Below are 14007 nucleotides of genomic sequence, written 5' to 3'. Positions count from 1 at the left end.
TTTAAACGCAAATGTACCGCCAAGAGGTGGCTGCTCGGTCGCTATTGACCACTGCCTTAAAGAGTTAGGTGTAAAATGAGTTTTGTTGATAATGCATTGATTATTTTGTTGTTAATTGGCATCAGTTGCTTCTTTTCCATGTCTGAAATAGCTTTGGCTGCGGCGCGTAAAATCCGTTTGCGTCAAATGGTCGATGAAGGTGATTTACGCGCGGAAAGAGTGCTTAAACTGCAGGCTCATCCAGGAAGTTTTTTTACTGTCGTACAGATAGGGCTTAATGCTGTGGCGATTATGGGTGGTATTGTCGGTGAGTCGGCATTTACCCCCTATGTTAAAGCGGCTTTAACTGGCTGGGTCACTGAACCTTGGCTGGGGCAGTTAAGCTTTATCTTGTCATTTGCCATCGTTACTAGCCTGTTTATTTTGATCGCCGATTTAATGCCCAAGCGGATCGCGATGGCGATCCCCGAGCGTGTGGCTGTGGCTTTGGTTGGCCCTATGATGTTATGCATAGTGCTACTGCGTCCATTAGTGTGGTTTTTTAATGGCTTAGCCACTTTTGTGTTTAGAATATTGCAAATTCAAACCGTACGTAATGATCAGGTTACCTCGGATGATATTTACGCGGTTATGGCCGCAGGGACCGAGGCGGGCGTACTCGATAAGGGTGAGCAGCAGATGATGGAGAATGTGTTTGAAATGCAAACCGTTCCCGTCACTTCGGCGATGACGGCACGTGAGAGCCTAGTCTATTTTCTGCTGCAGGACAGCGAAGAAGATATTAAGCGTAAAATCACGAACGATCCACATACCAAGTTTTTAGTGTGTGATGGACAGCTTGATTGCATTAAAGGGGTGGTTGACGCTAAGGAGTTGTTGATCCAAGTGATTAATGGCCAAAGCATCACCCTTAAGGGCAGCCCATTGGTGCGTAATTGCTTAATTATCCCTGATAGTTTGAGCCTGTCTGAAACCATGGAATATTTTAAAAATACCCGCTCAGATTTTGCCGTGGTGATGAATGAATATGCCTTGGTTGTGGGGATTGTTACCACTAATGACCTGCAAAGCGCGGTGATGGGCGCGTGGTCGCTGCACGAGAGTGAAGAGCAGATCATTGCCCGTGATAAAGACTCATGGCTGGTGGATGGGGTAACGCCCATCACAGATGTGATGCGTGCCTTTAACATTGAGCAATTTCCACAAAGCCAAAATTACGAAACCATTGCCGGCTTTATGATGCATATGCTGCGTAAAATACCTAAGCGTACCGAGTTTGTTAATTACGCTGGTTACAAGTTTGAAGTGGTCGATATTGATGCCTACAAAGTTGACCAGTTGATGGTGACACGCATCGATAAGCAGGATGAACTTTTGCTCCCCATCGACTAGTTGCACAAGTTGACCGCCAGTGCTGGTTAACTCTTTGGCGTGATTGATGACATTCTCATGCGTTGTAACTCTTGCAGAAATGCCGCGATGACGGGCTCGTCTTCGCGGCTTTTTTTACTGCAACACCCCAACTCAAAAGGCGCAATCGCTACTGGCGACGCTAACTGCTGGATCCTATCTTTTACCGGGCTGTTATTGATCACCACCTCTGGAGTAATACTGACGCCACAGCCTAGCGCGACCATAGAGGCGATGGCTTCTTGGCCAGAGACTTGGGCATAGACATTGGCATTAAGCCCTAACTGCTTAAACCAGTTATCAATACGTTGCCGCCCTGGACCATGTTCGGGGATGATAAACGGTAGCCTATCCCAGGGAATATACGACTCACACAGTAACTCCTGCACCGCACATTTAAACGTAGGCGCGATGATAACAAGGGGGACATCGTCGATTTTAATAAAGCTGAGTGATTCTGGCAGGGTGTCTGGTTTGGCGGCGATACCAATATCGGCACGGTTTTGTTTCACCATATCCACAGCATTAGCCGCATCGCCAGTGATGAGGGCGATTTCCACCAATGGATGCTCGCTTCTAAAGCGGTCCAATAACCCGGGCAGATGGCTATATGCTGCCGTTACCGAGCAGTAAAGATTAAGTCGGCCGCGTAATCTATCTTGCTTAGGATCGAGCCGATATTTAAGTTTGTTCCAATTATCTAAAGTTTGTTCGGCAAAGTGGCGATATTCCACCCCAGCACTTGTGAGGGTCACGCTGCGGTTATCCCGTTCAAACAGTTTAGCGCCTGCCTCCTCCTCTAGGCGCTTCATAGCGCGGCTTAATGTTGAAGGACTCACATGCATCTGCTGCGCGGTCTTCGCAAAGTGCAGGCAGTTAGACAGGTGCAAATACAATTTAATGGTGCGAATATCCACAAAATTCCCCCGATGCCTTGTAGTGTAAACTTAATGGTATTGTTGCATAAAATGCAATGTGATGTTTCGAATATATCATTTTAAGCAATAAGCGCCATAGGCTATAGTGATTTTAATCACAGCTTAGCCATCGTCGGTTGAGCCCGTTTTTAAGTCCTCACTCAAAGGTGGAATATCTGATGGCTAACTATTTTAATTCTCTGAATTTGCGTCAACAATTAGCACAGCTAGGTCAATGTCGTTTTATGGACCGCAGCGAATTTAGCCAAGGCTGTGATTACATTAAAGAGTGGAATATTGTGATCCTAGGTTGTGGCGCTCAAGGCCTTAACCAAGGTTTGAACATGCGTGATTCGGGCCTCAATATCTCATTTGCACTTCGCCCACAGGCGATTGCAGAAAAGCGCGCTTCATATCAAAAGGCGACCGGTAACGGTTTCCGCGTAGGTACGTTCGAAGAGCTCATTCCTGATGCGGATTTAGTGCTTAACCTGACTCCCGATAAACAGCACACCGACGCCGTTAACAGTGTGATGCCATTGATGAAACAGGGCGCAGTGCTGTCTTACTCTCATGGCTTCAATATTGTCGAAGAGGGAATGCAAGTGCGCCCAGATATCACGGTGATCATGGTAGCGCCTAAGTGCCCGGGCACTGAGGTTCGTGAAGAGTATAAGCGTGGTTTTGGTGTACCAACCCTGATTGCTGTCCACCCAGAAAACGATCCTAAGGGTGACGGTTTTGAAGTGGCTAAAGCGTATGCGAGCGCCACGGGCGGTGACCGCGCTGGCGTGCTGCACTCATCATTTATCGCCGAAGTGAAATCTGATCTGATGGGTGAGCAGACTATTTTATGTGGCATGCTGCAAACGGGTGCCATTTTAGGTTATGACAAGCTCGTTGCCGACGGTGTAGAGCCTGGTTACGCGGCGAAATTGATCCAACAAGGCTGGGAAACCACCACCGAAGCACTTAAGCACGGTGGTATCACTCACATGATGGATCGCCTATCTAACCCTGCAAAAATTAAAGCCTTTGAGATGGCAGAAGAGCTAAAAGGCATTCTGGCGCCGTTATTTGAAAAGCACATGGATGACATCATCAGTGGTGAGTTTTCGAAAACCATGATGGCAGACTGGGCTAATGATGACGCTAACTTGCTTAAGTGGCGCAGCGAGACCAATGAAACTGGTTTTGAAAATGCGCCACAGTGCGACGAAGCGATTGATGAGCAAGCCTATTTTGACAAAGGTATCTTCCTTGTGGCCATGATTAAAGCGGGCGTTGAGCTTGCGTTCGATACTATGGTGTCAGCCGGTATTGTTGAAGAGTCAGCTTACTACGAGTCACTGCATGAAACCCCGCTTATCGCCAACACCATTGCACGTAAGCGCCTGTATGAGATGAACGTGGTTATTTCTGATACCGCCGAATATGGCTGTTACCTATTTAACCACGCAGCAGTGCCATTACTGCGTGATTATGTCAACCAGATGTCGCCAGAGTACTTAGGCGGTGGGCTTAAAGATGAGGGGAATGGTGTCGATAACCTGCGCTTAATCGAGGTTAACGATGCGATTCGTCATACCGCCGTTGAATATATCGGTGCTGAACTTCGCGGTTATATGACCGAAATGAAGCGCATCGTTGAAGAAGCATAATCAGTTTTAATGTTATCGCGAGCAGAGCCCAGCTTAGCCAGTGGGCTTTGGCGGCGCAATGACCCGATTTATAGGCTCAATGATAAAAACAGAGCCAATGGTTTACTTAAAGTGAGCAGGCCATTGCCGCGAAGTTAGCGAATGAGGGTCAGTGTTTGACCCAAAGGATTCACTGTTTCGTTTGATGGCCATCAGTTTTGGTTGTGTTATTCACAGGCTTTGTGATATTGATTAAAAGGTCTACTAAAACTAGACGCCAATTTAAGCAAACACACTGATTAGGAATACCCATACACCATGTTTAACCAAGCTGCCCTGCTCATTATCGAGATTATTACCGTGGTGATTATTAAATCACAGCGGGGGCATCGTATGGCGCATCAAACCACCTAATTAGGTCAAGATTGCAACAAGAACCCCCGCTCCGAAAGGACCGGGGGTTTTTTGTTTTTAGCGGTTTACGCCGTTTGCTTAACCCCGACAACACTTACAATGCAGGATGTAGCACATGGAACCAGGGCAGCAGATCAGAGGCGCAGACGCCGTTATCAAAGTACTTGCCGCGCATGGCGTAACCACAGTATTTGGTTATCCAGGCGGCGCAATTATGCCCATCTATGACGCCCTGTATGGCGCGCCAGTTGAACATCTGCTCAGTCGTCATGAGCAAGGCGCCGCATTTGCTGCTGTAGGCTACGCTAGAGCGAGCGGTAAAACAGGGGTCTGTTTTGCAACATCGGGGCCGGGTGCCACCAATCTTGTGACCGCGCTGGCTGATGCTCTGCTTGATTCAGTTCCCTTAGTCGCCATCACAGGCCAAGTTTCTACCGCCGTGATTGGCACCGATGCCTTTCAGGAGATCGATGTACTGGGTATGTCGCTGTCGTGTACCAAACATAGCTTTATGGTGACTGATATCGACGAGCTTGTACCGACGCTATATCGCGCCTTTGACATTGCCGCATCTGGCCGCCCAGGTCCTGTTCTGGTTGATATTCCTAAAGATATTCAAATAGCCATGCTCGATTATAAAGCCCCGCTATTAGGCTTAACAGCTGAGCCTCAGGCAGATGCGAGTCAGCTTGAAGCAGCCAGGGGGCTGCTCGTACAATCGAGCAAACCCATGCTTTACGTGGGTGGCGGCGTTGGCATGGCGGGCGCGGTTGAGCAGCTTAGAGATTTTATTGATGTGACTGGCATCCCCTCGGTAGCGACGCTCAAAGGGCTTGGCTGTATTGCCCATGATAGTGAAGGTTACTTAGGTATGCTGGGGATGCATGGCGGCAAAGCGGCGAATATTGCCGTGCAGGAGTGCGATTTACTTATCGTGGTTGGTGCGCGTTTCGATGACCGCGTGACGGGGCGGTTAGCCTCCTTTGCCGAACATGCCAAAGTATTGCATCTGGATATCGATGTCGCCGAGCTTGGCAAGCTGCGTCGCCCTGATGTGGCCATTGCTGGCGATCTACGCCAAATCTTGCCTGCTATTGCCCAGCCTATGGCTATTGCCCCTTGGCAAGCTGAAGTTGCAGGTTTGAAGGCACAATATCAATGGAATTATGACCGACCAGGCGAGCTGATTTTTGCACCTAAAATGCTCAATAGTCTGGCAAATAAATTACCCGAAGACAGTGTGATTGCCTGTGATGTGGGTCAGCACCAGATGTGGGTTGCGCAGCACATGTGGTTTCGACGCCCAGAAGATCATCTGTCCAGCGCTGGCCTTGGCACTATGGGCTTTGGTTTGCCGGCGGCGATTGGCGCAAAAGTCGCACGCCCCGATGCTTGTGTGGTCGCGGTGTCAGGTGATGGTTCCTTTATGATGAATGTGCAGGAGCTCACCACAGTTAAGCGTCGTCAAATTCCCCTCAAAATTTTGCTTATCGACAATCAGAAGTTGGGCATGGTTAAACAGTGGCAACAGCTGTTTTTTGAAGAGCGCTTTAGTGAAACCGACCTGTCCGATAACCCTGATTTTGTCACTATGGCGTCGGCGTTTGATATTCCAGGGCGCACCATTACCCACAGCGCGGAGGTTGACGCTGCGCTTGATGAAATGCTTAACACCCAAGGGCCGTTTCTGCTGCATGTGAGAATCGATGAAGCCCATAACGTATGGCCACTGGTACCTCCTGGGGCATGTAACCGCGACATGATGGATGAGATGGAGAAACAGACATGATCTATAACCTAGCCTTAACCTTAGCTCAGCAGCCCGAAGTGTTAGAGCGCGTATTACGTGTCGTGCGCCATCGCGGTTTTAAAATCACTACCCTAGATATGCAACTGGCTGCTAACGGCACCACACAGGTCGACATGGTGGTGGAGAGTGAGCGAGCCCTAGAGCTGCTCAGCCATCAGCTCAATAAACTGATTGATGTCACCGAGTGCAAAGTGTTATCAGCTGAACAGCTATCAACAAAACTCACGACAAGACTATCTACAACACAAATACAACCCGCTAGCGCCCTAAACGCCTAAGCCCTATAGATGAGAAAATATTATGGCCGCAAAAACTGCAGAATTGATTTGGTTTAATGGTGAGATCATGCCGTGGGGCGATGCTAAGGTGCATGTTATGTCGCATGCGCTGCATTATGGAACGTCGGTATTTGAGGGGATTCGAGTTTATGCGACTCATCTTGGCCCAGCGGGTTTTCGTCTAACTGAACATGTGCAGCGACTGTATGATTCGGCAAAAATATACCGTATGCCAATTCCTTATCGCTTTGAGCAAACGATGCAAGCCTGCCGAGATATTGTGCTTGCCAACAAGTTAGATGGTGCCTATATCCGCCCATTGGCGTTTTATGGTGATGTGGGCATGGGGATCACTCCGCCTAAAGATGCCAAATGTGAATTAATGGTGGCTGCGTTTCCTTGGGGCGCCTACTTAGGCGAAGAAAGCATGGAGCGTGGCGTCGATGTGGCGGTAACTTCTTGGAATCGTCTTGCGCCAAATACCATTCCGACTGGAGCAAAAGCCGGTGGTAACTATCTGTCATCTTTGCAAATTTCCACAGAAGCAAAACGTAATGGCTTTGACGAAGGTATCGCTCTCGATGTTAATGGCCTCGTCAGCGAAGCCGCGGGCGCTAATCTGTTCGTCATTAAAAAGCATAAGCTGTATACCCCGCCAGCCACGGCAGCGATCTTAATGGGCATCACCCGTGACACCATTATTACCTTGGCGCGAGATAAAGGTTATGAAGTGGTGGAAGAGCCGATGTCGCGCGAGTTTTTATATTTAGCCGATGAGATTTTTATGACAGGTACCGCGGCCGAAATTGTGCCGGTGCGAAGTGTAGACCGTATTGAGGTAGGCGTGGGTAAGCGCGGGCCTATTACTAAAGAAATTCAAGCGAGCTTCTTTGGCTTGTTTAACGGTGAAACAGAAGACAAATGGGGCTGGCTAGAGCCGCTCTAAATGGCTTGCCATTTTTTCATCCGTTAGCCTCGATTTACGATAAGATGAGTGAAAGTCCGATAACGCGAACGCATTATCAAAGGGCAACATTAAATACTAGGCATGACAATGACCTAGCGACAAAAAAGGAAGTAGTCTCATGGCAAAATTACGTTCAGCTACCAGTACCGAAGGTCGCAATATGGCCGGTGCTCGTGCACTTTGGCGAGCGACAGGGGTAAAAGATAACGATTTCGGTAAGCCGATTATTGCCATTGCCAACTCCTTTACTCAGTTTGTGCCGGGGCATGTGCACCTTAAAGATATGGGCTCGTTAGTGGCGGGCGCGATTGAAGAAGCCGGCGGTATCGCCAAAGAGTTTAATACCATCGCGGTTGATGATGGTATTGCCATGGGGCACGGCGGCATGCTCTATAGCCTACCGTCACGAGAGCTTATCGCCGATAGCGTTGAGTATATGGTCAATGCCCACTGCGCCGATGCCTTAGTGTGTATCTCAAACTGCGACAAGATCACCCCTGGTATGTTAATGGCGGCGCTACGTCTTAATATTCCTGTGGTGTTTGTTTCGGGCGGGCCGATGGAAGCGGGCAAGACTAAGCTATCGGATAAGATCATTAAGCTGGATCTGGTCGATGCCATGGTGGCCGCGGCTGATGACCGTATCTCAGATGAAGACAGTGAAAAAATTGAGCGTAGCGCCTGCCCAACATGCGGCTCATGTTCAGGCATGTTTACCGCCAACTCAATGAACTGTTTGACCGAAGCGCTCGGTTTATCTTTGCCGGGTAATGGTTCTATGCTCGCTACACATGCCGATCGCCGTGAACTCTTTTTAGAGGCGGGTCGCCGCGTAATGGCGCTGGCGACTCGCTACTATAAGCATGACGATGAATCAGCCTTGCCACGTAATATTGCCAACTTTAAAGCGTTTGAGAACGCCATGGCACTGGATATCGCCATGGGCGGCTCGTCCAATACCGTATTGCATCTGTTAGCAGCGGCTCAAGAGGGTGGCGTCGATTTTACCATGGCCGATATCGATAGAATGTCGCGTCAGGTGCCGCACCTTTGTAAAGTGGCGCCATCGACACCCAAGTATCATATGGAAGATGTCCATCGTGCTGGTGGCGTAATGGGCATTTTAGGTGAGCTAGACAGAGCCGGCTTACTGCATACCGATGTGAGCCATGTTGCCGGTGAAAACCTTAAAGCGGTATTGGCTAAATATGATATCGCCCAAAGTAGTGATGCAGCGGTGCACAAGTTTTTCTCAGCAGGGCCAGCCGGTATTCCAACAACCAAAGCCTTTAGCCAAGATTGCCGCTGGCCAAGTGTCGATGTCGACCGTAAAGCGGGCTGCATTCGTACCCGTGAATTTGCGTTTAGCCAAGAGGGTGGCCTAGCTGTCTTGTCGGGCAATATTGCGCTGGATGGTTGTATCGTCAAAACCGCTGGCGTCGATGAAGCTAACCATACCTTTGTGGGCAGTGCTCGAGTCTATGAGAGTCAAGATGACGCCGTCGCGGGTATCTTAGGTGGTGAAGTGGTTGCGGGTGATGTGGTGGTCATTCGCTATGAAGGCCCTAAAGGTGGCCCTGGCATGCAAGAGATGCTTTACCCAACCAGTTACTTGAAATCTAAAGGCTTAGGTGCGGCTTGTGCGCTTATCACCGATGGCCGATTCTCTGGCGGCACATCGGGTTTATCCATAGGTCACGTCTCTCCAGAAGCGGCTGCGGGTGGCACTATCGGGCTAGTTGAAACCGGCGATCGAATCGAAATCGATATTCCTGCACGTACCATTAAGCTGGCGGTTAGCGAGATAGAGCTGGCGAGTCGCCGCGCAGCGATGCAGGCGCGTGGCAAACTGGCGTGGAAACCCAAAGATCGACAACGCGCGGTATCGCTTGCGCTTAAAGCCTACGCCATGCTTGCCACCAGTGCCGATAAAGGCGCTGTGCGAGATGTTAGTAAGCTGGAGGATTAATATGTTGGCATTAGCCTCACAATCTCAGTTAGATTTAGCGCACTATTATCTACAGAAGATACTGTTATCTTCTGTCTATGATGTGGCTAAAATCACCCCACTTTCTAGCCTGAATAAACTCTCTGCGCGTTTAGGCTGCCAAGTGTTTTTGAAGCGCGAAGATATGCAGCCTGTGCACTCGTTTAAGCTGCGCGGCGCTTATAATCGTATCGCTCAGCTTGATGCAAAAGAGTGTGAGCGCGGCGTCGTGTGCGCCTCTGCCGGCAATCACGCCCAAGGTGTGGCGATGTCTGCTTCGGCGCGCGGGATCAGTGCTGTGATCGTGATGCCAGAAACCACACCCGAAATTAAAGTCGATGCGGTGCGCCGCCTGGGTGGCAATGTGGTGCTGCATGGCCAGTCTTTCGATATGGCCAATGAGTATGCCCAGCAACTCGCTCAAGATGAGGGGCGCGTGTATGTCGCCCCGTTTGATGATGAAGCGGTTATTGCAGGTCAAGGTACGATTGCACAAGAGATGTTGCAGCAACAGCGCGATCTCGAGGTGATCTTTGTGCCCGTTGGCGGTGGCGGCTTAATCGCAGGCATCGCCGCGTATTACAAGGCGGTGATGCCGCAGGTGAAGATTATCGGGGTTGAGCCGGAAGACTCTGCCTGCCTAAAAGCGGCGCTTGCAGCCGATGAACGTGTAGTGTTATCGCAAGTAGGGTTATTTGCCGATGGCGTGGCGGTAAAACAGATTGGTGCAGAGCCTTTTCGTTTGGCGCGAGAATATGTCGACCACGTGGTGACCGTTACCTCAGATGAGATTTGCGCCGCGGTTAAAGATATTTTTGAAGACACCCGTGCCATCGCAGAGCCCGCAGGTGCCTTATCACTGGCTGGACTGAAAAAATATATCGGTGATGAAGGCAAAGGTCAGAAGGTGGCTGCCATCTTGAGCGGTGCCAACGTTAACTTTCACAGCCTGCGTTATGTGTCGGAGCGCTGTGAGCTGGGTGAGCAAAAAGAGGCTATTTTGGCGGTTAAAGTGCCAGAACGTCCCGGCATCTTTTTACGCTTTTGTGAGCTGTTAGATAAGCGTGCTATGACCGAGTTTAACTATCGTTTCTCTAGCCGTGATAAGGCGGTGGTGTTTGCGGGTATTCGCCTGTCACATGGTCAGAGCGAGCTCGATGAGATCATCGCGAGATTAGAGGGCGATGGTTTTGAAGTGCAAGATCTCTCCCATGACGAGACGGCTAAACTGCATGTACGTTATATGGTGGGGGGGCATCCGCCAGAAGAACTCGATGAGCGCCTGTTTAGCTTTGAGTTTCCAGAGCACCCAGGCGCCTTGTTTAAGTTTTTGACGACCTTGCAGAGCAAATGGAATATCAGTCTGTTTCATTATCGCAATCATGGCGCTGCCTATGGGCGCGTACTTGCTGGCTTTGAAGTGCCAGAAAGCGATGCTATCGCGTTTCAGCAGTTTCTAACCGATGTAGGTTTTGTCTATCAAGAGGAAACCCATAGTCCAGCTTATAAGCTGTTTTTAGATAATCGACAGTAGTCGATATGCTTGCGGCTAAATGAGACGATTTTAGGACGCTGTTGCGTCCTTTTATATGTTATCTTGCTATGCAGTAACACATTGAATTCGAATACTAAGCACGAATAATTAATGACTCTAATAAGATGCCACTCATGGCACAGACATAACTGTGAATACGTAGGGATGTGGTAGGCAGGCTTAAATCTCGTCATCACATAAACCAACAGTTAGCCCGAACCCTAATGGATAAAGCGAAGGCTTTATAGAGGATATAAGATGTTAGCAGCACTGAAAGTAAACGCATTTAACCCCCCACGTAGGATCCTTATGGGACCAGGCCCGTCCGATGTACATCCTGAGGTATTAGCGGCACAGGCGAGACCCACTATAGGTCATCTCGATCCGCTATTTGTGGGTATGATGGATGAACTCAAATCACTGATCCAATATGCCTTTCAAACTGAAAATGCCATGACCCTCGCGGTATCGGCGCCAGGCAGCGCGGGGATGGAAACCTGTTTTGTTAACCTAGTCGAACCTGGCGAAAAAGTGATAGTGTGCCGTAATGGGGTATTCGGTGAGCGGATGCGTCAAAACGTTGAGCGCGTTGGTGCAACTGCGGTGGTCGTCGATAACGAGTGGGGCACGCCCGTTTCAGTTAGCGATGTTGAGGCTGCACTAAAAGCTAACCCTGATGCGAAGTTTTTAGCCTTTGTCCACGCAGAAACCTCAACTGGCGCATTGTCAGATGCCAAGAGCTTGTGTGCCTTAGCTAAACAGCATGATTGTCTCTCTATCGTCGATGCAGTGACCTCTTTAGGCGGCGTGGAGCTTAAAGTGGATGAATGGGGCATAGATGCGATTTACTCGGGCAGCCAAAAATGTCTCTCCTGCGTACCAGGGTTATCGCCAGTGTCATTTTCGCCTGCGGCGGTAGAGAAGCTTAAAGCACGTAAAACCCCGGTACAGAGCTGGTTTTTAGATCAAAGCCTAGTGATGGGCTATTGGAGCGGCGATCAAGCTGCGGGTGGCAAGCGCAGCTATCATCATACCGCTCCGGTGAATGCGCTGTATGGATTGCATGAATCACTTCGTTTGCTTGCCGAAGAAGGGCTCGAAAATGCATGGGCACGTCATCAAAACATGCATCAAGTGCTGCGCGAAGGGCTGGAGTCATTAGGGCTTAAGTTTGTAGTCGATGAGCAATCTCGTTTGCCGCAACTCAATGCTGTCTATATTCCTGAAGGGGTAGATGATACCTTAGTGCGTAAGCAGTTATTGGAAAACTATAACTTAGAGATAGGCGCTGGCCTTGGCGCATTAGCCGGTAAAGCATGGCGTATCGGTTTGATGGGCTTTAGCGCAAGACGTGAGAACGTGGCGTTATGTTTACGAGCGCTTGAAGAGGTACTGCGTTAGTCACGGCTGATGGCTGGCACACAAAAAAGGGGAAATTAAATTCCCCTTTTTTGTGGCTGATAATTAACGTTATAGCAAACAGGATCACCATTGCTGTTAAGCGAATTTGATGGTGAAGACTTTAAAAGATCGGTCAATGGCTCATTTTAACTCTGAATTGAGCAGCATTAATCAAGCGGTGCCTTTGAGCTATTAATGGTTAACCAGAAACCAACTGCACTATGATAAGGGTGATTAATAACGGACAAACAAATTTGACGTACACAGGCCAAGTCTTCCAAAAAAGACCATCGGCATTGGCGCCTTCTTGGGCTCGGATTGTTGTAATGAGGCTGTGTCGGTTCCATACCCAGCCAAGGTAGATAGCGATACCCAAAGCAATCAGGGGCTGGGCGCGCTCGGTAGTTATGGTGATCATCAAGCCAAACAACTGCTCAAAGTTAAACACCATGATCGTCGACAGAAGGGTGATAACGCTCGCTACCAAATAGGTGGCGCGGTGGCGCTCTATGTTGGTTTTCTCAACAATATAGCTGGTCGGTACTTCGACTATTGAGATAGCGGAAGTTAAGCCTGCAATGGTCATCAGTATGAAAAAGATGATGGCAATCAGCGGCCCTAGCACACCACCTAAGGTGTCAAACAGGGCGGGCAATACCGTAAATACCAGAGTATCGGCATTTAACAGGCTGCCGTCGGCGCTGAAGATCTGCACGCCATTATGCTGCGCCGCATACATGGCCGGGATGATCATTAACGCCGCAAGAAAGGCCACACAGGTGTCGGTTAAGGTGACATAAGCGGAGAGCGTAGCAATGTTTTCCTGCTTATTGAGGTAGGCGCCGTATACCATCATAGCGCCAGTTCCAATGGTCAGAGAAAAGAAGGTCTGCCCTAGCGCACCGACTAAGACCTCGGTTTCCCAAATCCGGCTAAAATCAGGCACCAGTAGTGCAGTTAACCCGTCAGCAGCACCGGGCTGAGTAAGAATATAACCAACGCCCATCACCAATATTACCAACAGCAGTGGCATTAGCCGTTTAGACCAACACTCTATACCTTGTTGCACGCCCTGGCGGATCACCATGATCACTAGCAGGGTGAAGATGATGGTGAAAACCAGATTACGCTCTACAGAGAAGGCCATTAGCCAGTTGGCCGCCTGTTCAAAACCTGATAGTTGGGCGATAGGCGCGATGGCAAAACTGACAAACCAGCCAGATAAGATCATATAAAAAGTGCAGATCAAGGTGGCGGTGATGATAGAAGCAAAACCGATCACTTTACCGACATAACGACGGTAAGAGGATTGAGCGATATTAGCCATAGCGTCGGCAGGGTTGGTTTGCCCATGGCGGCCAATCATCAGCTCGGCAACTAACATGGGATAGCCAAGGATAAGGATGAGAACCAGATAAACCAGTAAAAATGCACCACCACCATGAGTGGCGGCTTGGGTTGGAAAGCCCCAGATGTTACCAACACCGACAGCGCTGCCCGCTGCGGCCATAATGAAGCCAACTCTTGAACTAAAATGGCTTGAATCGTTTGAACTCATTGCGTTGTGCGCTCCTTTAGCAAAGAGGCCGCATCATAGCGCTTGTAACGATTAGGTCAATAGGTTGAAATTGCGAGATTATTATTTATGG

The 14007-nt window shown here is 49.3% G+C and carries 11 protein-coding genes; 9 read left to right on the top strand and 2 right to left on the bottom strand.

Going from position 1 to position 14007, the window contains the following annotated elements:
• Positions 1 to 75: 75 nt before the first annotated feature.
• Positions 76 to 1392: a polyamine export protein PaeA gene (gene paeA, locus AC5YB1_RS00135; RefSeq protein WP_494520297.1), complete on the top strand. Its 1317-nt coding sequence runs from the start codon at positions 76 to 78 to the stop codon at positions 1390 to 1392.
• Positions 1393 to 1418: 26 nt separating this feature from the next.
• On the opposite strand, the gene ilvY is transcribed toward paeA, so the two are convergent.
• The gene (ilvY, locus tag AC5YB1_RS00130) at positions 1419 to 2327 is read right to left on the bottom strand and encodes an HTH-type transcriptional activator IlvY (RefSeq protein WP_475515198.1); all 909 of its coding nucleotides are present in this window, start codon (positions 2325 to 2327) and stop codon (positions 1419 to 1421) included.
• Between the two features lie 179 nt (positions 2328 to 2506).
• Between ilvY and ilvC the strand changes: the two genes are divergently transcribed.
• The 8 genes from ilvC (at position 2507) to AC5YB1_RS00090 (ending at position 12358) form a co-directional block, all read left to right on the top strand.
• Positions 2507 to 3988, top strand: a complete 1482-nt coding sequence (gene ilvC / locus AC5YB1_RS00125) for a ketol-acid reductoisomerase (protein ID WP_475515197.1) — start codon at positions 2507 to 2509, stop codon at positions 3986 to 3988.
• A gap of 297 nt (positions 3989 to 4285) precedes the next feature.
• Positions 4286 to 4381: a leader peptide IlvL gene (locus tag AC5YB1_RS00120; protein ID WP_494520296.1), complete on the top strand. Its 96-nt coding sequence runs from the start codon at positions 4286 to 4288 to the stop codon at positions 4379 to 4381.
• 115 nt (positions 4382 to 4496) lie between these two features.
• Positions 4497 to 6170 carry an acetolactate synthase 2 catalytic subunit gene (ilvG, locus tag AC5YB1_RS00115; protein WP_475515196.1) on the top strand — a complete coding sequence of 558 codons (1674 nt, stop codon included), beginning with the start codon at positions 4497 to 4499 and terminating at the stop codon, positions 6168 to 6170.
• Positions 6167 to 6469, top strand: a complete 303-nt coding sequence (gene ilvM / locus AC5YB1_RS00110) for an acetolactate synthase 2 small subunit (RefSeq protein WP_475515195.1) — start codon at positions 6167 to 6169, stop codon at positions 6467 to 6469. The genes ilvG and ilvM overlap by 4 nt, the downstream gene beginning before the upstream one ends.
• A gap of 22 nt (positions 6470 to 6491) precedes the next feature.
• Entirely contained in the window at positions 6492 to 7415 is a 924-nt protein-coding gene (locus AC5YB1_RS00105; protein ID WP_494520295.1) for a branched-chain amino acid transaminase, read from the top strand.
• A gap of 139 nt (positions 7416 to 7554) precedes the next feature.
• Positions 7555 to 9405 (top strand): dihydroxy-acid dehydratase, encoded by a 1851-nt coding sequence (ilvD, locus tag AC5YB1_RS00100; protein ID WP_475515193.1) that lies wholly within the window; start codon positions 7555 to 7557, stop codon positions 9403 to 9405.
• A 1-nt stretch (position 9406) separates the two neighbouring features.
• Positions 9407 to 10957: a threonine ammonia-lyase, biosynthetic gene (gene ilvA, locus AC5YB1_RS00095; protein WP_494520294.1), complete on the top strand. Its 1551-nt coding sequence runs from the start codon at positions 9407 to 9409 to the stop codon at positions 10955 to 10957.
• A gap of 258 nt (positions 10958 to 11215) precedes the next feature.
• On the top strand, positions 11216 to 12358 hold the full coding sequence (locus AC5YB1_RS00090; RefSeq protein WP_494520293.1) for a pyridoxal-phosphate-dependent aminotransferase family protein: 1143 nt from the start codon (positions 11216 to 11218) through the stop codon (positions 12356 to 12358).
• Between the two features lie 199 nt (positions 12359 to 12557).
• On the opposite strand, the gene AC5YB1_RS00085 is transcribed toward AC5YB1_RS00090, so the two are convergent.
• On the bottom strand, positions 12558 to 13916 hold the full coding sequence (locus tag AC5YB1_RS00085; protein WP_494520292.1) for a sodium-dependent transporter: 1359 nt from the start codon (positions 13914 to 13916) through the stop codon (positions 12558 to 12560).
• Between the last annotated feature and the right edge of the window lie 91 nt (positions 13917 to 14007).

The organism is Shewanella sp. 433, assembly GCF_059338565.1.
The sequence above is the reverse complement of the archived record's forward strand: the minus strand, read 5'-3'. Positions and strand labels throughout refer to the sequence as shown.